General features: G+C 49.7%; 17 protein-coding genes. 8 read left to right on the top strand and 9 right to left on the bottom strand.

What is annotated here, in order from left to right; genetic code table 11:
- Nucleotides 1–79 precede the first annotated feature (79 nt).
- Nucleotides 80–1,204, bottom strand: a complete 1,125-nt coding sequence (locus tag BFW38_RS09895) for a branched-chain amino acid ABC transporter substrate-binding protein (protein WP_068998349.1) — start codon at nucleotides 1,202–1,204, stop codon at nucleotides 80–82.
- Nucleotides 1,205–1,761: 557 nt separating this feature from the next.
- Between BFW38_RS09895 and BFW38_RS09900 the strand changes: the two genes are divergently transcribed.
- Nucleotides 1,762–2,136: a DUF3135 domain-containing protein gene (locus BFW38_RS09900; RefSeq protein WP_068998351.1), complete on the top strand. Its 375-nt coding sequence runs from the start codon at nucleotides 1,762–1,764 to the stop codon at nucleotides 2,134–2,136.
- A gap of 125 nt (nucleotides 2,137–2,261) precedes the next feature.
- On the opposite strand, the gene BFW38_RS09905 is transcribed toward BFW38_RS09900, so the two are convergent.
- Nucleotides 2,262–3,200, bottom strand: a complete 939-nt coding sequence (locus tag BFW38_RS09905) for a LysR family transcriptional regulator (protein WP_068998354.1) — start codon at nucleotides 3,198–3,200, stop codon at nucleotides 2,262–2,264.
- Nucleotides 3,201–3,423: 223 nt separating this feature from the next.
- On the opposite strand from BFW38_RS09905, the gene BFW38_RS09910 reads away from it, so the two are divergent.
- The 4 genes from BFW38_RS09910 to BFW38_RS09925 all read left to right on the top strand — a co-directional run bounded on the left by BFW38_RS09910 (nucleotide 3,424) and on the right by BFW38_RS09925 (nucleotide 6,927).
- On the top strand, nucleotides 3,424–4,326 hold the full coding sequence (locus BFW38_RS09910; protein WP_175400964.1) for a LysR substrate-binding domain-containing protein: 903 nt from the start codon (nucleotides 3,424–3,426) through the stop codon (nucleotides 4,324–4,326).
- Between the two features lie 425 nt (nucleotides 4,327–4,751).
- Nucleotides 4,752–5,030 (top strand): YfcL family protein, encoded by a 279-nt coding sequence (locus tag BFW38_RS09915; protein WP_068998357.1) that lies wholly within the window; start codon nucleotides 4,752–4,754, stop codon nucleotides 5,028–5,030.
- A 10-nt stretch (nucleotides 5,031–5,040) separates the two neighbouring features.
- Nucleotides 5,041–6,435 carry a nucleotide 5'-monophosphate nucleosidase PpnN gene (gene ppnN / locus BFW38_RS09920; RefSeq protein ID WP_068998360.1) on the top strand — a complete coding sequence of 465 codons (1,395 nt, stop codon included), beginning with the start codon at nucleotides 5,041–5,043 and terminating at the stop codon, nucleotides 6,433–6,435.
- 174 nt (nucleotides 6,436–6,609) lie between these two features.
- On the top strand, nucleotides 6,610–6,927 hold the full coding sequence (locus BFW38_RS09925) for a hypothetical protein (protein WP_139116591.1): 318 nt from the start codon (nucleotides 6,610–6,612) through the stop codon (nucleotides 6,925–6,927).
- A gap of 73 nt (nucleotides 6,928–7,000) precedes the next feature.
- On the opposite strand, the gene BFW38_RS09930 is transcribed toward BFW38_RS09925, so the two are convergent.
- A complete protein-coding gene (locus BFW38_RS09930; RefSeq protein ID WP_068998363.1) occupies nucleotides 7,001–7,459 on the bottom strand; it encodes a flavodoxin in 459 nt (152 codons plus the stop codon).
- Between the two features lie 345 nt (nucleotides 7,460–7,804).
- Between BFW38_RS09930 and BFW38_RS09935 the strand changes: the two genes are divergently transcribed.
- Nucleotides 7,805–8,023, top strand: coding sequence for a DUF2788 domain-containing protein (locus BFW38_RS09935; protein WP_068998365.1), 219 nt, complete (start codon nucleotides 7,805–7,807; stop codon nucleotides 8,021–8,023).
- A gap of 184 nt (nucleotides 8,024–8,207) precedes the next feature.
- Here BFW38_RS09935 and BFW38_RS09940 read toward each other — a convergent pair whose 3' ends face one another.
- Nucleotides 8,208–8,519: a hypothetical protein gene (locus BFW38_RS09940; RefSeq protein WP_139116592.1), complete on the bottom strand. Its 312-nt coding sequence runs from the start codon at nucleotides 8,517–8,519 to the stop codon at nucleotides 8,208–8,210.
- 244 nt (nucleotides 8,520–8,763) lie between these two features.
- Here BFW38_RS09940 and bioA point away from each other — a divergent pair, with 244 nt between their 5' ends.
- Nucleotides 8,764–10,023: an adenosylmethionine--8-amino-7-oxononanoate transaminase gene (gene bioA, locus BFW38_RS09945; RefSeq protein WP_068998369.1), complete on the top strand. Its 1,260-nt coding sequence runs from the start codon at nucleotides 8,764–8,766 to the stop codon at nucleotides 10,021–10,023.
- A gap of 100 nt (nucleotides 10,024–10,123) precedes the next feature.
- On the opposite strand, the gene BFW38_RS09950 is transcribed toward bioA, so the two are convergent.
- Nucleotides 10,124–12,694 (bottom strand): EAL domain-containing protein, encoded by a 2,571-nt coding sequence (locus BFW38_RS09950; protein ID WP_218186402.1) that lies wholly within the window; start codon nucleotides 12,692–12,694, stop codon nucleotides 10,124–10,126.
- A gap of 5 nt (nucleotides 12,695–12,699) precedes the next feature.
- Nucleotides 12,700–13,512, bottom strand: coding sequence for a response regulator (locus BFW38_RS09955; protein ID WP_068998371.1), 813 nt, complete (start codon nucleotides 13,510–13,512; stop codon nucleotides 12,700–12,702).
- 475 nt (nucleotides 13,513–13,987) lie between these two features.
- Between BFW38_RS09955 and BFW38_RS09960 the strand changes: the two genes are divergently transcribed.
- Nucleotides 13,988–15,319: a Na+/H+ antiporter family protein gene (locus tag BFW38_RS09960; RefSeq protein WP_068998374.1), complete on the top strand. Its 1,332-nt coding sequence runs from the start codon at nucleotides 13,988–13,990 to the stop codon at nucleotides 15,317–15,319.
- 135 nt (nucleotides 15,320–15,454) lie between these two features.
- Here BFW38_RS09960 and BFW38_RS09965 read toward each other — a convergent pair whose 3' ends face one another.
- From BFW38_RS09965 to BFW38_RS09975, 3 genes are read right to left on the bottom strand one after another with little or no spacing between them, the layout of a single operon-like run.
- Complete coding sequence (locus BFW38_RS09965) at nucleotides 15,455–16,732, bottom strand: uracil-xanthine permease family protein (RefSeq protein WP_068998376.1); 1,278 nt, start codon at nucleotides 16,730–16,732, stop codon at nucleotides 15,455–15,457.
- A gap of 3 nt (nucleotides 16,733–16,735) precedes the next feature.
- A complete protein-coding gene (upp, locus tag BFW38_RS09970) occupies nucleotides 16,736–17,365 on the bottom strand; it encodes a uracil phosphoribosyltransferase (RefSeq protein ID WP_068998378.1) in 630 nt (209 codons plus the stop codon).
- A gap of 24 nt (nucleotides 17,366–17,389) precedes the next feature.
- Nucleotides 17,390–17,731 carry a hypothetical protein gene (locus tag BFW38_RS09975; protein WP_068998380.1) on the bottom strand — a complete coding sequence of 114 codons (342 nt, stop codon included), beginning with the start codon at nucleotides 17,729–17,731 and terminating at the stop codon, nucleotides 17,390–17,392.
- Nucleotides 17,732–18,108 lie beyond the last annotated feature (377 nt).

Below are 18,108 nucleotides of genomic sequence, written 5' to 3' on the forward strand. Positions count from 1 at the left end.
ACCCTCAACAAAACCAGTCAAACAGCCTAATAGCGCCATCACATCACGATTAGGCTATTGATGATCAATACGTTTATGATCAGTTCGCTGGTGTTTTAGAGCCGTCTTTGTGCCAGTTATAAACCACAAAGCGGAAAGATTTCAGATCACCTTTTTCATCAAAAGCGACCTGACCGATGGGCGTATCAAAGGTATGGCTGCGTAAGTATTCGGCCACATCATAGGGATCGGTGCTATCCGCACCCTCGATGCCATCAGCCATCACTTGCACAGCGGCATAAGCCGGCATCACAAAAGGACCGGAAGGGTCTTCATCATTGGCCTTAAAGGCTTTGACAAGATCAGCATTGCGCGGATCTTCATCAAAACTGGGGGGCAGAGTCACCAGAAGCCCTTCGGAAGCATCACCGGCGATCGCGGTAATATCGGGGTTACCTACCCCTTCCGGGCCCATAAATTGAGCGTCAAAACCCGCATCACGTGATTGACGCAGAATCAGCCCCAACTCCGGGTGGTAACCGCCGTAATAAACAAAGTCGACCTTCTCACGTGCCATTTTGGAGATTAGGCCTGAGAAGTCTTTATCGCCAGCCGTAATCCCTTCGAACATCACGACATCAACCCCCGCCTCTTCCAACCCTTGGCGCACAGCCGTCGCAATCCCTTCTCCATACTGCTGTTTGTCATGAATGACCGCGACGCGTTCAGGCTTAGCGTGATGAATAATGTAGTCAGCCGCCACAGGGCCCTGCATGTTATCCAGGCCAATCGTGCGGAAAATCATCTCATAGCCCCGCTCAGTAATCGCCGGGCTGGTCGAGGCGGGCGTGATCATCATCACCCCTTCATCTTCATAAATATCGGAGGCAGGCTGGGTTGACCCAGAACATAAATGCCCCACAACGAAACGAATGCCTTCATTGACAATACGGTTCGCAACGGCGACAGCTTGCTTGGGTTCACAGGCATCATCAAAAACAACACCTTCTAGCTGGCGTCCATCCACGCCTCCAGCATCATTAATACGCTTAATGGCCATTTTGGCCCCGATAAACTGCATATCGCCATACTGAGCCACAGGGCCGGAAACCGGACCCGCCATGGCAATTTTAATGGTATCCGCAGCAACCGCATGAACGGCAACCCCGGCGAGTGCAATAGATGTGGCAGCACTTAGAAGTGTTTTTTTAAAAGCTGCTTTCATGGCCCGAATTCCCTTTATTGTGTTTATTAAGGTATCAGTGAGTATTGCGTTATGGTGGTGAGGACGATATCGCGTGTCAGTCATTCTTCAACAACGCCAAGCCTCACCCCTGATCAGCGCTGTGCTCAACCCCAAACGCACTCCAATGGGTGATCAAGCACGACATTAATGCTCAGCAATTCCTGTGCCACTCAATTTCTTAATCTTGCCTACCAGGCCGTGAGTAGGATTGTGTTTACCTTTCAAACACATGCACAGAAATCATCTTAGCCCGCACCGATTATGTGCAGTGGATAGCGCTATGTCTAGACGCGATCTTCGCCAAAAATGTCAAAAAAACACAAAAATAGAGGCATAAACCACACAAGAACCCAACGACACATAAGCACACCTCAATATGCGTCATTCACAGAAGAATCCACTGATCAATGAATCAAATTCAGAGCACACTCCATCAAGCGCCTCAACTTGAAGAGGAGAAACCTACTTTTTTTTGCTAAACCCTTATTAGATGCCTATAGACAATTTCAATGACCTCTCTTACCACGGGGTGGCACATGGCGACATCATTACCTTGTTTTGATACGCTCATGGAAATGGCGCAGCAAGACCCTCAAGCCCTTGAGGCCCTGCGGCAAAAATTATCGGATGAAATAGTAGAGCAAAGTAATCAAAAGCAGAGACGCAAGCTTGAGCAGCTGCGCTTTAGAATTGAGGGGGAGCGCTATAGAGCAACAACGCCTTTGGCCAGTTGTATCCGACTATCCAGCCTGATGCATGACACCTTGTATCACCTGAATATCCATTTAGAAAAACTCCAGCAACCGATCTCATCATTCGGCCCAGTCGCAAAGCCACCCACCCCATCAACGACATTATCCAAGACACAAAATCAATCGGCTAAAATACTGCCATTTGTAACACGTTATTGAGTGGACCCGTCAGACACAAGCAATCAAAGTGTCTCAAAATAGCGCACAAAACCACCGCAAAGCCTCATGCCGGTGCGCGCAAAAAAGGGGTCACCATGACCCCTTAAAACAGATTGAACAGCGCCTCAAATCGAAGAAGTCGTCGCCGTTTCACCTGCTGCTTCAAGATCTGCGCCCGCCATTTCATTGCCTAGGCGCCAATCACGGTAGGCTTCAAGTAAATAAGAATAACGCTCAGGCAACTCACTGCTGTCTTGATAGACCAGATACAATGATTCATGCACGTCTTCGGATAATCGCCACTCACGCGTTTGCTGCTGCCAAGGAGAGCTCTCCCACACACCGCGTGGCAATACGGTAAATCCTAAACCTCGAGCTACCGCATCTAACACCATATTAATCCGATTCACTTGGCTACGAACCGCTAATTGGCGCGGCCCACGATACTCTCCTCGAAAGTTAGCCTTAAATAACATGGAGATTTGCTCGCGGGCTTGCTGATGCTCAATAAAGCCCAGCCCCAGAAGTTCGGCCAAAGTACCGCCCTGAAAGTCAGCAGGCACAATCACCACCAAGGGCTCTTCCATAAAGGGCTTACAGGTCAAATCAGGGTGGCGCACCATATCGGTCACGATAGCGACATCCATTCGCTTGGCCAGAACTTCACCTATCGCTTCGTTATTGGAGGTAAAACGATAAGTCATCCGCATACGGGGATAGTTTTTTAAATACCCCAAGACGAAGGGATAAAACAGCACGCCAAAACTCGCCACACTGGCAATTCGGCACTCGCCACTATCGGGCATCAAGTTATCCAGCGAATGCTTAAACTGTTCGTGCTCAGAAAAGAGCCGAACGGCGTACTCATAAACTTGACGTCCAGCATCGGTCAAATCAAACCGCTTCCCTTTGCGTGCCAGCAACGGCATAGAGAAATACTGCTCCAGCTTGCGGATATGCTGACTGACACCGGGCTGAGTCATCTCAAGTTTGCGCGCGGTCTGCGTGAAACTGCCGGTTTCGACAAGAGTAATAAAGGTTCTTAAATAGTGCGCATTGAACATACCGCATCATCCATCATCACAAAGGCAAGAAAAGTCCACCAGCAAGACTTATTCATCACACTCAACAACCAGCGCGCGATAAAGCGCAGGACCCTAGCACCCCCGACATTCGGGCGCAAGCATGCCTTTATGCATTCACCTTGACTCGGGTCAAGCACGCCCAGGGCATCAAGTGTATAGACTCAAGGCTCATCTCCGACCGCCGAATAACTGTGTAGCCACCATGTCGACGCCTCTCACATTTGAAGCACTAGAAGTACTGGATGCCATCGCTCGTAAAGGTAGCTTTGCTGCTGCGGCTAGTGAACTCTACAAAGTGCCTTCGGCGGTGTCTTACACCATCCGAAAACTGGAACAAGAGCTAGGGATCAGCCTGTTTAACCGCGATGGTCATAGAGCTATTCTAACCCCTGCGGGCGAATTATTGTTGTGTCAGGGCCGACATATTCTGGAAGCGGCCGAAGGGTTAGTCGATGCAGCACGCCATGTTTCAATGGGCTGGGAGCCAAAGCTCACATTATTCCTTCATTCACTGTTGCCCCATGCCCCGGTATTACAACAGGTTCAGCATTTTCATCAGCAGCACCAAGGCACTCAATTAGCTTTAATGGAAGAGTGGCCTGGCGACCCCTGGGATGCGCTACTGAACAACCAACTGGATCTTATCATTGGTGCCCCCGTACCGACATTAGTGGATAGCCGTATTGCGGTTCATGAAATAGGTCAGTGGCCCCAGCGTTTAGTGGCCCATCCCCAGCATCCGCTAGCCCTCACACCTCAACCCCTCGAACTTGAGACACTGACTCCCTATTTATTGAATCTGGCTTGTACTCAGGACAGGTCGCACAATCATCTGACTTCACATCTGACGGTCTCCCATATCTCGACCCTCATTCAGTCATTACTGATGGGGTTAGGCGTCGCCCGCTTACCTGAATTACTGGTGCACCCTCTTGTCACACAAAATCAACTGGTTGCACTTGAAGCTGCTTCCCCCAGTCCAGACCTCTCACTTTGTATCGCTTGGCGTAAACATGCTCAAGGACAAGCGCTTCAGTGGTTCATTAATCAGCTGCAACTCATTAATTGGCAACAATTACCAAATCCAATGATTGCTGCAGCGTAAACACACCTCTCCACGCCGACGCTTCACTAGCCGCTGGTGGCACCAACCTATATTGACATGCCCATGAGGGGCATTTGACGGCGATACGGTGGCCCGGATTATCGTCACAAGGCTTCGGTGATTCACGGCTTGTCACATCCGTGATATCGCGATAGAGCACCGTTTCGATCTTCTTGCGTCGCCGCACAGGCGGCATTGCGCTCCCTGGAAGCCGCAATACCCATTGCTCTACGCTACCGATGAGACCTGTTACCCTGTTGATATCATTGATGTTGAGTCATTCACGTTGGGTCATTCACATTGAAGTCAAATAATCATCAAACGCCTGTAAGCTCATCAAATGCCTCATACTTCATAGAATGCACTCAGGAGAGTACCTGTCATCGACGTAATCCCTTATCATAAAAAAAGATAGAGGAGTTTTTATGCAGCCCCCCGCTTATAATAAACGCGCTCAACAACTCCATTTCACCCTGAGTGAGATGGAGCAAACAGCACCCGCTGAGCAATTATTTGCTCTGGGCTATCTGATCCCTCAGATTGAATTAGTCGCGGAACATGCTGATATCCCTGATGATGCTGATTTTGACCAAGTCTTTGAAACTTGGCTCTCACAGGTTTTCAATGAGGATGATTTAAGCCAAGAAGACCGCGATGAGATCCATTCGGTCTGGCATCAGGCCCGCTTGGCCACACCGCGATAATGGAGATTGCATGTCTGAATTTGCTTGTGTAGATGCCCTGGTTTCTCCAGAAGGCAGCCTGGAAGTTTTGTCTCAACAAGAAGTCAACCGGCTAAAGGACACGTCACTTTCTGGCGGACATCAACTATTGCGACAATGCGCTTTGGCTGTATTGTCATCAGGGAGTCCACTGGATGATAGTCGTGCTCTTTTAGAGCGTTATCCGGATTTTGATATCGAAGTGCTTCAGCAAGACAGGGGCATTCGTCTTCGATTAACACAGGCGCCTGCACACGCTTTTGTCGATGGCAACATGATTCGGGGTATTCGAGAACACTTGTTTGCGGTTCTGCGAGACCTGGTCTATGTCAGTAACGAGATCCAAAATAATCCCAGTATCCAGCTCAATGACAGCGCAGGGATTACTGATGCCGTCTTCCACATTCTACGCAATGCAGGCGTATTACGGACCAATACAGCCCCTAACCTTGTCGTCTGTTGGGGCGGGCATTCCATCAGCCGCCACGAATACGAATACACCAAAGATGTGGGCTACCATTTAGGGCTCAGAGGCTTGGATATCTGCACCGGTTGTGGACCGGGAGCGATGAAAGGCCCGATGAAAGGTGCCAACGTTGCTCACGCCAAACAACGCATCCATTCTCGTCGTTACATTGGTATCTCTGAACCCGGCATTATTGCCGCGGAAGCCCCTAACCCCATCGTCAATGAACTGGTCATCATGCCGGACATTGAAAAACGCCTGGAAGCATTTGTCAGAATGGGGCATGGCATTATCGTGTTTCCTGGCGGGGTCGGTACGGCAGAAGAGATTTTATATCTACTCGGTATTTTAAGCGCACCCGAAAATCAGCAACAGCCTTTCCCGGTGGTATTCACGGGCCCAGCATCAGCACGCGACTACTTTGAACAAATTGATGCATTCATCGCCATGGCGCTGGGGGACAACATTCGTCAACGCTACCAAATCATCATCGATAACCCCCAAGCAGTTGCCAGAGCGATGAAATCCGGCATTGAAGAAGTCGCAGACTATCGACGCGCGATGAGCGATGCCTTCTATTTCAACTGGCGCTTAAAAATTGACCCGTTATTCCAACAGCCTTTCATTCCGACGCATCAAAACATGTCAGCATTGCCACTAGATAACCGCCAACCTCTACACGAATTAGCGGCCAACTTAAGACGGGCTTTTTCTGGTATTGTAGCGGGCAATGTCAAGGAGGAAGGGATTCGACAAATTGAGAAAAATGGTCCTTTTGAACTCACTGGCGACCCCAAAATGATGCATGCTCTTGATGCATTGCTTGAGAGTTTTGTCGCTCAGGGGCGCATGAAGCTGGCGGGCCATGAATATAACCCCTGCTATCAGGTGGCAAAAGGTGAGCATCAAAGAACACTTTGATATGTTTAAATAAGCGATCGCATAAAGGCAATTTACTTTTGTAGCCTAATTGAAGTGGCTTATTCACATAAAAGTGACGATGAAGCCCTCCTCATCAGAGGGGGGTTTGCTAAAATAGAACCTTAAATCAACTATTAGTATATGCCCTTAGGGCGGATCGATCGGAGATCACGCATGGTCGACATGGCGAAGCTGAAGGAGGATGCCCTCCGACGCAAGCATGAACACGAGCAAATGGAGAGACGTCGCAACGCACGTAAACGTCAATCTGCTCGTCGCCAGTCTGGAGCCACAAAACAAGAAGTTGCGGGATCATCCCGGTCAGCTCGAAATACAAGCGCTCGTGGATCTGCTAAAGCACAGCCCCAGCGAAAAACATCAACCCACCCAGCCCATAAGAAAAAAAAGCGTTCAGTCAGCCGCTGGGTGCTAGACATCTTACTGGTTCTGGGAGGGTTATTTATTGTACTGATGATCGTCAATCCCTTCTAACCTCTTGCCCATACAGCTTGCCCATATAGATAGGACAGCGAGACCATCATCATTCAATGAACTCACTCATGGCTTATGGCAAAAATGCGACCAAAGCGTCTCTCCACGCCTTAAGCCATGCTTCACTCGCATCAGTCGGCTGAAAGAATTCAATCGCATCAATCTCTAAGCGGGACTGAAGCGATTTAGCGCCTAAATCATCCAGTAATGCTTCAAAACGGCGCCCCGCTTGGCAAAAGCTCTCACCATAAGAAGAATCTCCCAAAGCGATCACACCAAAAGGCTTACCCGTCAAAGGCGGATATTCAGAACTGATGGCCGCAAAGAAAGGGGCGATATTATCAGGTAAATCTCCGCTTCCGGTTGTCGACGTAATCACTAATAACGCCTCTGAATCGTTGAGCGCCGGAATATCGGGTGTTTCAGTCACTAACGCCTCAATACCTTGCGCCTGCAGTAACGCCGAGGCCTGTTCAGCGACTTCGGAAGCACCACCATAAACAGTACCTACAGCAATCAACACTTTGCTCATTCATCCGATCCTTCTGGGTTGACCAATTGACGGGGACCAATTGATAAGTTGATAAATTAATAATTATTCAGATACTTAGATCACATCGAGTCATTGCCGCTCAATACCTTCTACCACACAAGATGAGCTTTTAAGGCGCACGGCTCGACAAAACACATCATCTGACAAGACACATTACCTGACAAAAGCAGTAAGGTAATATTATCATTATCTAAACCCGATCACCCAGCCCAATCAAAACCCCGGAGTGTCGCCATCAAATGAAACCGCCGAGATGATCAACGAGCAAGCCGCCCATAGATATATGCATTGCCATAAGCGACATCACACAGGTATACCCTACTCATGAATTACGAACTCAACCTACTCATCGACGATTATGCCATGCCGGTGCTCATCGCGATCATGATCGGCTTTATGGTCTTTATTATCTGGGACCTCGCCAAACGCTCGAACGCAGGTAAATTTGGCACCCTCATTCTCTTTATTGCGTTAGGCCTCGGTATCTTAGGCTTTGTCATCAAAAGTGTGGTGGTGACGATGATGGAAGGCGGGTTTCATTAGGCCTCTAGGAGGGGGACTGCGCCTTAAGAGATGATCACAGTCAACTTGCACCGTTATTGACATGTTCATGACGCATGTCTCAACGAACAAAAAAAGCGCCTAAATTTTTCAGGCGCTTAATCAATGAGTGGTTGATTGGTCGTTTCATCGAGATTCATCATATCATCGATGGGGATGTGTTCATTCACAACAAAGCCTCCACTTCTTCACGCCAATCTCGCCACAGCTGCTGAGGCTCATGAATTTGTTCAATCCAGGTTTTTTGCAGCTCACACCAGTTCTGATTGCAAACACTGGCCCAATGATGGGCGTCATCAAGAGAATCAACCTCACCTCCTCGCATACAGCTCATACAAAAGTGCATATACTGCTCAACCATATGGAACTGGGCATGATTCATCACTTCAATGCTGCGCCATAAGTGAGCCTGCCACTGCTGCCAAGGGTGCATCTGCTCTTGCATCAGATCACGCCAGCTGTCGATGACAGTGTTCATGATACCCTCCTCGCCATTACGCGGCTTTAAGAGAGATAGGCCTCCTTGAATCATTGCATGCCAACCACATCTCTACGTCATTACTCACGTGTTGCATAGGCCTAACAAATGATTCCATTCACTTGAAAAGCAATTTAAGTATAGCGATAGATCGCAAAGGAACCGCTTAATATGACTTTCTCTTGAGCTAGGCCAATACTCACTGTTAACCTTTAAAAACAAATAGGTTAACAGAGAATTGGATATGCAGACTTTGTGGCATCCTTACACTCAAATGCATCAAATGGCCCCTATGCCAGAAGTCGTCGGTGGACAAGGCGCTTACATTCATCTGGCAGATGGCCGCCAATTACTGGATGCCACCAGCGCTTGGTGGTGTTTGATTCATGGCTATTGCCATCCCAAGCTCAACGCCGCATTGCATGAACAGGTTGATCAACTGAGTCATGTCATGCTGGGAGGGCTCACCCATGCCCCCGCGCAACAACTGGCCGATAAGTTAGTGAGTATTACCCCAGACGGGCTCAACCATGTCTTTTTCAGCGATAGTGGCTCAGTCGGTATGGAAGTGGCCATGAAAATGGCGGTGCAGTACTGGGCCCAACGGGGTGCACCCGGCAAGCATAAAATGGTGGCCTTTCAACAGGCTTACCATGGCGATACCAGTGGCTGCATGGCCGTCTGCGACCCCGAAGAAGGTATGCATCACTTATTCAGTGGCTTGCTCCCGCAGCAGTACTTTTTACCAGCACCGACAGCCCCCTACGGTTGCACCGAAGATGATCCACGATTAGCCACTGATTTACAGCGTTTAGCCTCATTTTTAGACCAGCACCATCAACATATCGCAGCCTTGGTCATTGAACCATTACTTCAAGCCGCAGGTGGCTTCAATATGTACTCAGCGGCTTATCTACGTCAGGCGCAACAGCTATGCCGTCAGTATCAAGTCTTGATGATTTTCGATGAAGTCGCCACAGGGTTTGGTCGAACCGGTCAACTTTTTGCAAGTGACCACATCGGCATGACACCCGATATCATGGTGCTATCCAAAGGGCTCACAGGAGGCTATCTGGGCCATGCTGCCACCCTAGCCACAAGCGAGGTCTTTGATGCTTTTAAAGGCAGCGATGCCAGTACAGCATTTATGCATGGCCCTACGTTTATGGGTAACCCGTTGGCCTGTCGAGTCGCATTGGCCAGCATTCAAACCTTCGAAGAGGAAAACTATCTAGGCAAAATTGCACACTTGAATCAGTGCCTGCATCAAGCCTTAGATGATTTTACTCACGAGCACGTCATCTCCACACGCGTATTGGGGGCGACCGGCGTAATTGAAGTCAAAGATGCACAACGCTTAGAAGGCATCAGTCAATGGGCGGCTCAACATGGCGTTTGGATTCGTCCATTTGGCCGGTATTTATATACAATGCCGGCCTATATCATCGACGAAAATGAGCTTAACCGCATCTTATCCTTGATGAAGGCGAGCTTAGATCGTTAACCGCTAAGCTTCTCTAATCTAACAAAAAGCCTCTCAACAGAGGGCGCATGGAGCGCTTCTAGAGAGAGGCTTAGAGTGATCCCACTGGAGACTCATCTTATTAATGTGCGGGTAACAACCAAGAGCCCGGCCCGACACCATCAGCCAACCACTGGACAACTTGTGACGCAGGTGCCGGTCGTGCTAACCAGAACCCCTGGCACACAGTACACCCCAGCGTGCTGAGCAACTCACTCTGTAATGCCGTTTCAACCCCTTCGGCCACAACAGACAACCCCAGTCCATGCGCTAACCCAATCACTGCCGTCACAATTTGAACGTCATCTTGATTATCGGGCAACTCACGAACAAAACCTGCATCGATTTTTAACGTATCCAATGGCAATCGACGCAAATAAGCTAAAGAGGAATAGCCGGTCCCGAAGTCATCAATCGATAAACGGAAACCAGACTCACGCAGACGTTGTAATAACGTCAGCGTCCTCTCCGCCTTAGTAGGCACCAGACAGCTTTCGGTCAGCTCCAACTCAATCAACCCAGGATTCACTTGGTACAATTTAATGGTCTGCTGCAAACGAGATAAAAAATCACGATCCCCCATTTGCCGCGCGGAAACGTTCACCGCCACGGGCACCACATCACCTTTTTGTGACCAACGCTGCAAATCCTGGCAGACCTGATCGAGTACAGCTTGCCCCAGCGCATCAATTAACCCCAGCTTTTCAGCTAACGGAATAAACACAACCGGGGATATTTTGCCCAGTTTAGGATCATGCCAGCGTGCCAAAGCCTCAAGTCCAATCATTTGCTGACGCGCCACATCCACTTTGGGCTGATAATGCACTGACAAGCCACCGTGATCCAAGGCGCGACGTAGCGCATGCTCCATAATCAACTCCTGCTGATTATGGGCTGACATATCGGCATTAAAAAAGCTGTAGTGGTTACGACCAAGCTCTTTGGCACGATACATCGCCGTATCCGCATGCTTCAGTAGTTTCGCCGCATCATCACCATCTTGCGGATAAAGGCTGATCCCCACACTGGTCGAGATCACAAGCTGCTGTCCCATCACCTCAATAGGGCTCTGGAAACGTTCAATCAATTGCAGACACAGTGTTTCAATTGAGCGCGTATCCCGAATTTCCGGCAGCAAAATACTAAATTCATCGCCACCTAAACGAGCAACAGAACCCGATTCTCCGACTTGGCTTTCCAGCCGAAAAGCCACCTCACGAAGCACCGCATCCCCGGCATGATGGCCCAGCGTATCGTTAATCCGCTTAAACAGATCCAAATCGAGAAAAAGCACCGCCATCTGGTGACGATGACGGTGAGCATTGGCCAAAGCCTGGCGCATACGGTCCATCAGCAAACGACGATTCGCCAGCCCTGTGAGCTCATCAAAATAAGCCAATGTATGAATGCGTTCTTCTTTAAGCTTACGATCGGTAATGTCACTGAAAATGGCGGCATACTGACAAGCATCACCCGCTTCATCATGAATCGCGGTAATGGTCAGCCACTCGGGATAAATCTCACCATTCTTACGTTTATTCCAGATCTCACCTTGCCAAAATCCCTGCTCTTCAAGCGTCGTCCACATGTGATCATAAAACTCAGCAGGGTGACGGCCGGAACTCAGTAGCGCCGGCGTCTGCCCCACCGCTTCATCGGCACTATACCCCGTCAGCGTCGTGAAGCTGGGATTGACCAGCTGAATCACACCTTGGCTATTGGTAATGATGATGCCATCCAAGGAGGTATCAATGACTTTGTGGGCCAATTTCAAGTGTTCAGCGGAAGCGCGTAATGCCTTATCACGATCAGCCAGTGCATCACGTAAGCGCTGCACATACTCATACTCAATGCTCGAGAGAATATCAGTCAATGACAATAATCCACATAATTCGCCGCTCTCATCATCTCTAACACCTAGATGCCGAAAACCATGCTCACGTAACGTTTGCACTGCGTTGAGCATACTGCTATTGCGCGTCACACTGATCAGAGGACCATGAGCCACTTCGCCTAATGAGGCGACATGCACATCATCAGCCAACAAATGGATCAGATCTCGCTCCGTAATAATGCCAAATTGGCCATCGTCCAGCTGAACGACAGCGGCTTCGGCACCTCTTTGGCGCAACTGTGTCACCGCATCATCCAAAGGCAGTTGATGGTCTAGTACCAAAGGGGCTGATGTCAGGCTACTGCCAACATCACGCAACATTAAATAATGCTCAACCCCTTGGTGCCGCACAATATCGCTTTGGGTAATCAGACCCACCGGATATGACTGATCGTCCAGCACCAACAAGCGACGCAAGTGACGCTGCCTCATCATCAACGAGGCCTCATTAAGCGGCGTTGACGTCTGTGCGGAAACGACGGGATGGCTCATCCAATCTTTGACCGGCATGTCACCAAGTGACTGATCAGAAAAATCAAGTCGCCGGGCATCACCTTCAGTCCAAATCCCGACGACACGATCATCCTGACACACCAAAATACAACTCACCTGAGCGGCCTGCATTTTAGTGGCCGCCTCACGCAAGGATGTTTCCGGCAGACAAGTTAATAAGCCGCCACTCACAAGATCACCAATACAGGGATCATAACTGGGCATCCAAGCTGCATACGAAGTCCCTTGATCATCCGCTTTAGTCAAACTGATTAAGCTCCAGCATCAGCATCTAGCAATTGAGTAATTAAGTGCTTGACGTTGATCACTTCAAAGGGTTTATCGCAAATGGCAGAGACACCAGCCTGACGGACAGAAGATAAACGCGCCTGATCGTCCTCTGAAGTCACCATCATAATCGGGATATGGGCATAAAGGCCTGACTGACGAATAAAGTTCGTAAAGGCCTCCCCATCCATATGGGGCATATTATAATCGGTACAAATCAGATCAAAAGCTTCGCTCTTTTCCAACACCTTGATCGCTTCCTGCCCGTTTTCGGCCTGTTCGATATTTTGAATACCGATTTGCTGAAGAATCCGAGTCATATGGCGGCGCGCCATACGCGAGTCATCCACCACCAACACTCGAAGCTCAGTCACATCATACAGTTCAAGGCTTAATTCATCGCCCGCCAGCAGCTCAATTGTCGTTCGAAGGGCTCGATCCAAATCCTTACGGCCAAAAGGTTTTGGCAATAAGGCAATGACCCCGGCTTGACGAACCGCTTCTAAATTATCACGATTCTGCTCACTCGAAACCACCATGGCAGGAACATCAGCCAGCTTGGGATCAGCGCGCATCAAGCCAATCAGCTCATGGGCATCCGCATCCGGCAAATAGAGGCTCGTAATCATCAAATCAGGCGCATAACGCTTCATGTAATGAAAAGCCGAGCGCGCCGAATCAACGGCTTCGACCTGGTTGACACCCTCACTGCGCAATAAATCACAAATGATCCGTCTTTGAGTCGCAGAAGGCTCTACCAACACAATAGACAGCTCTTCAAGTGCAATCGACGACATAATTTAATTCCTCACCCCGGTTCTAAACGCATCCTGCATACCCAAAGTCAGCAGCCAATGAAGTGTTTACCTGATCATTAAACTGATGCGTCACTATTGTTAAAACAACAGGTGTTAAAATAACAGGTGTCAAAACAACACGTTATTCACACCGCGCCTTATAAACACCGTGTCTCATGAACACCGTCTTTTATCAACACGACGCTTCTCAAAATGACGTTAATGCCTAGCCAGTGGCGCCTCAATTCCAGTACGTCGATAAGCGGTGACCTTATTAATATAGAGCGCCCCCAACACTCAGCGCCTATTGATTCATCGCTTTTCTTGGACGAACAGCCTTTTAAAAGGACGCGCTGGATGACCCTCTTGCTCACAAACCTGATTAAACGGCTGCATTTTGCCACTTTATAGGATTAAAATGTCAGGTTTTCATGCTTTTATCTACACTGACCTAACAATAAGGAACCTAGTTTACATGAATGCTGTCATTCTGGCCGTATTGGTCATGATGGGCCTGTCGCTGGCGCGCGTAAACGTGGTCTTTTCTCTGATTGCCGGTGCTTTAGCCGGTGGTTGGTTAGCGACCGATATGCCACTGACCGATGTCCTTAACGCCTTTAATAATGGTTTAGGCGGGGGGGCAAAAGTGGCCCTCAGTTATGCCACATTAGGGGCCTTTGCCGTCGCGATATCTCGTTCAGGCCTCCCTGAAATACTTGCAAAGCGTCTACTCAACCTACTGGGCGAAGAGGAAAGCCATCACGCCACGCGGCTGGTACGACTGACCTTGTTGGGCAGTATCCTGCTGGCAGCCATCAGTTCGCAGAACTTGGTTCCCGTTCATATCGCCTTTATTCCGATCCTGATTCCGCCGCTACTGATGCTAATGAATCGGCTTAATCTCGATAGACGCGCCGTGTCTTGTGCATTGGCTTTTGGCTTAATCACGCCTTATATGTTGTTACCTGTAGGGTTTGGCGGCATTTATCTCAATGAAATTCTACTGGGCAATCTGCAAAGCAATGGCTTACAAGCAGAGGCGAGCATGGTGCCACAAGCCATGATGCTGCCCGCACTAGGCATGCTGGTCGGCTTATGTATTGCACTCTTTCTCAGCTACCGTAAACCTCGCATTTATCAAAATATCACGCCACAAGAGAGTAACCCCGCTCAGGAAGCGCCCGAAGTTTCACCTTTCAAAGTGGTGTGCTCACTGGTCGCGATTGTTGCCGCCTTAGTGATTCAGCTAGAAAGCGACTCAATGATCATGGGCGCCTTAGCAGGCTTCTTGATCTTCACCTTAAGTGGTGTCGTTCGCCCCAGTGAAGCCGACGATCTGTTTACCCGTGGTATGCGCATGATGGCCCAGATTGGCTTTATCATGATTGCAGCGGCAGGGTTTGCCGCCGTAATGAAAGCGACGGGGCATATCGATACCTTGGTCGCCGACTCAGTCAGCGTGATCGGCAATAATCAAAGCATCGCAGCCATCATCATGCTCGTGGTTGGCCTTTTCATCACCATGGGGATTGGCTCTTCATTTTCGACAGTTCCGATTATTGCTACCCTTTATGTCCCGCTTGCCATGCAATTTGGTTTCAGCCCTATGGCCACCATTGCACTGGTCGGCACCGCAGGTGCGCTGGGTGACGCCGGCTCACCGGCATCAGACTCCACGCTAGGCCCGACTTCAGGTCTCAATGCCGATGGTCAACATGACCATATTCGAGACTCCGTCATCCCGACATTCCTGCATTACAACCTGCCGCTACTGGCCTTTGGTTGGTTGGCCGCCATGACCCTGTAATTAATACTAGTGATCGAGACGCCAGCGTCTCGATGATCAAAAAGCCCCGCGAGCATTGCTCGCGGGGCTTTTTTGATTCAATCAACATCAGCACCTAATCAACATCAGCGATCAAATCGCACACATTTTAAAAGCTCAGTGCTCATCGTAACGCTGCACACTTTGATGGTCCGCCGGTAAAATCAGATTCAAAGCGATACCGATGACAGCACATAAGCCAACGCCTTGTAGCGTAAATTGGCCACCACCAAACTGCATGCCGCCAATACCAAAGACCAAAATCAAAGAGCCGATCACTAGATTCCGAGGCTCTGAAAGATCCGTTTTAGCTCTCACTAAGGTATTAATCCCGACAACGGCAATAGAGCCAAACAACAACGTCATAATACCGCCCATGACAGGCATCGGAATGGTCTGCAGTAACGCGCCAAGTTTACCGACAAATGCCAGCGTAATGGCGGTGATCGCAGCCCACGTCATAATCCGCGGGTCAAAATTGCGCGTCAGCGTGACCGCTCCGGTCACTTCAGAATAGGTCGTATTGGGCGGGCCGCCGAAACATGCCGCCAACGACGTGGCCAACCCATCGCCCAGCAAAGTACGATGCAACCCAGGAGATTTGATATAGTTCCGACGCGCCACCTGACCAATCGCGATCATATCGCCGATATGCTCAACCGCAGGGGCAATGGCGACAGGCAACATAAATAAAATCGCTTGCCAATGAAACTCCGGCGCAACAAAGTTCGGTAGCGACAACCAAGCGGCCTGAGAGACCGGAGAAAAATCGACCAACCCCAGCAACAATGCGACGCCATAGCCCACCAGAATCCCCCCGAGCACCGGCACCAAGCGTAAAAAACCTCGGGCAAAAACGGCGAGAATCAAAGTCGCCAGCAAAGCGCTCATGGAGACGATCAACGCGGGCCCATGAGGCACCACCTGCTCACCACCGGCAACGCCTGTGGCCATATTGACAGCCGTTGGCGCCAAAGCCAGACCGATCACCATAATGACAGGCCCAACCACAATCGGCGGCAGGATACGATGCAGAATATCGACGCCTCTCACCCGCACAACTTGACTGAGCAAGACATAGACCAACCCGGCGGCAATCAACCCCGACATCGTCGCGGGAATCCCCCACTGCGCCACACTGGCCGATATGGGCGCAATAAAAGCAAAAGAGCTGGCAAGAAACACCGGCACCTGTCGACGGGTTACGCCCTGAAAGACCAGTGTCCCGGCACCCGCCGTAAACAAGGCCACATTGGCATCCAGCCCCGTTAATAGGGGTACCAAAACCAGAGCCCCAAAGGCGACAAACAGCATTTGCGCCCCAGTGACCACACGTTTGGGTTGGAAAAAGCCGCCCTCGAAGGCGGCTGAATCAGAGTGAGAATCTTGAGTCATGGGTTATCGGGTACCAAAGATTTTATCGCCCGCATCGCCCAGGCCTGGCACGATATAACCATTGCTGTCGAGTTTTTGGTCCAGCGATGCGGCAAAAATCTCGACATCAGGGTGGGCCTGTAAGACTTTCTCAACCCCTTCAGGGGCTGCCACCAACACCAACACTTTAATATCCTGACAACCGGCCTTCTTCAGCATATCCAGTGTTGCAATCATAGAGCCGCCTGTCGCCAGCATCGGATCAATCACCAGCGCGAGCCGCTCATCAATATTACTGACTAATTTTTCGAAATACGGAACGGGCTCTAAGGTCTCTTCATCGCGATACAAGCCCACCACACTGACTTTAGCGCTGGGCACTAGCGTCAAAACCCCATCGAGCATCCCAATACCGGCACGCAAAATAGGCACAACGGTAATTTTCTTACCTTTAATATGTTCAACCTGGATGAGATCACCACTCCAACTTTCAATGGTCGTGGACTCAATATCCAAAGCCTTGGTGGCTTCATAGGTGAGCAGCGCGGCCACTTCACCGGCCAATTCTCGGAAACTTCGGGTACTGATACCCGCTACACGCATCAGGCCGATTTTATGTTTGATCAGAGGGTGGTCAATAACATTGAGACTCATGGGGTCCTCGGGTCAGGGATGAGGTCAAGAGGGAGATTCCGGGTCGTCTTGGGGACGCCGACCCACCGGTCGATAAGTATCTTTCTGATAGACCAATTGCCGGGGCTGGGGAATAGGTCTTTCCGCCAACCGGAATACAGCATGACGCAGGCGCAAAGCCCGTTTTTCTTTACGTGTCGAGCGTGAAGCATCCCGAAATTCGGTCTTGGGTGGCAACCGAAGCGCTTGGCGGTCTTCCGACCAAATCGTGGCTTTATCTAACATCAATGTCAGAAGATTGCGTTGACCAGTCTGCAACTCGGCCAAAAGTGTCAGCCCGACTAACTGGCGGGCACGTCGCTTTCTGGCTTGAGGAGTTAACGCCATAATCCAGGATTCCTAAAGGGAGACTAAAGTTCACTCAGCGCGATTCATCATAACGGACTCATCACAAGGATGCGTCATCATCCTATTATGATAAACGTTGATGCCGTTGACGTCATGCCATCTTCGATATTCAAACCACCTAATCTCATCAATAGCCACTCAACTCAACACATCAACCCTTTAATGCCACATACTTAATGTCACACACTGATATAAAACAAAGCGACACAAAACAATGTCGATTCAGGGCTACGCCCTAACTATAGAGCAGTATAAGATGAACCCAAATAGTGTATTTTCGATCTGGCGGCTAGTCGGCGAGTGATAACATGACAGAACGACAAGATGACACAACAAGCGTGACAACGCTCCCTTCC

The sequence above is a fragment of the Terasakiispira papahanaumokuakeensis genome (assembly GCF_001709345.1).
Classification (GTDB): domain Bacteria; phylum Pseudomonadota; class Gammaproteobacteria; order Pseudomonadales; family Halomonadaceae; genus Terasakiispira; species Terasakiispira papahanaumokuakeensis.

What these genes read in the sequence shown, in the direction of transcription:
- BFW38_RS09935 (WP_068998365.1), top strand. Translation starts at nt 7,805, where the DNA reads ATGAATTACGAACTCAACCTACTCATCGACGATTATGCCATGCCGGTG.
- BFW38_RS09895 (WP_068998349.1), bottom strand. Translation starts at nt 1,204, where the DNA reads ATGAAAGCAGCTTTTAAAAAAACACTTCTAAGTGCTGCCACATCTATT.
- ppnN (WP_068998360.1), top strand. Translation starts at nt 5,041, where the DNA reads ATGTCTGAATTTGCTTGTGTAGATGCCCTGGTTTCTCCAGAAGGCAGC.
- bioA (WP_068998369.1), top strand. Translation starts at nt 8,764, where the DNA reads ATGCAGACTTTGTGGCATCCTTACACTCAAATGCATCAAATGGCCCCT.
- BFW38_RS09900 (WP_068998351.1), top strand. Translation starts at nt 1,762, where the DNA reads ATGGCGACATCATTACCTTGTTTTGATACGCTCATGGAAATGGCGCAG.
- BFW38_RS09905 (WP_068998354.1), bottom strand. Translation starts at nt 3,200, where the DNA reads ATGTTCAATGCGCACTATTTAAGAACCTTTATTACTCTTGTCGAAACC.
- BFW38_RS09915 (WP_068998357.1), top strand. Translation starts at nt 4,752, where the DNA reads ATGCAGCCCCCCGCTTATAATAAACGCGCTCAACAACTCCATTTCACC.
- BFW38_RS09940 (WP_139116592.1), bottom strand. Translation starts at nt 8,519, where the DNA reads ATGAACACTGTCATCGACAGCTGGCGTGATCTGATGCAAGAGCAGATG.
- BFW38_RS09975 (WP_068998380.1), bottom strand. Translation starts at nt 17,731, where the DNA reads ATGGCGTTAACTCCTCAAGCCAGAAAGCGACGTGCCCGCCAGTTAGTC.
- BFW38_RS09910 (WP_175400964.1), top strand. Translation starts at nt 3,424, where the DNA reads ATGTCGACGCCTCTCACATTTGAAGCACTAGAAGTACTGGATGCCATC.
- BFW38_RS09960 (WP_068998374.1), top strand. Translation starts at nt 13,988, where the DNA reads ATGAATGCTGTCATTCTGGCCGTATTGGTCATGATGGGCCTGTCGCTG.
- upp (WP_068998378.1), bottom strand. Translation starts at nt 17,365, where the DNA reads ATGAGTCTCAATGTTATTGACCACCCTCTGATCAAACATAAAATCGGC.
- BFW38_RS09925 (WP_139116591.1), top strand. Translation starts at nt 6,610, where the DNA reads ATGGTCGACATGGCGAAGCTGAAGGAGGATGCCCTCCGACGCAAGCAT.
- BFW38_RS09930 (WP_068998363.1), bottom strand. Translation starts at nt 7,459, where the DNA reads ATGAGCAAAGTGTTGATTGCTGTAGGTACTGTTTATGGTGGTGCTTCC.
- BFW38_RS09965 (WP_068998376.1), bottom strand. Translation starts at nt 16,732, where the DNA reads ATGACTCAAGATTCTCACTCTGATTCAGCCGCCTTCGAGGGCGGCTTT.
- BFW38_RS09955 (WP_068998371.1), bottom strand. Translation starts at nt 13,512, where the DNA reads ATGTCGTCGATTGCACTTGAAGAGCTGTCTATTGTGTTGGTAGAGCCT.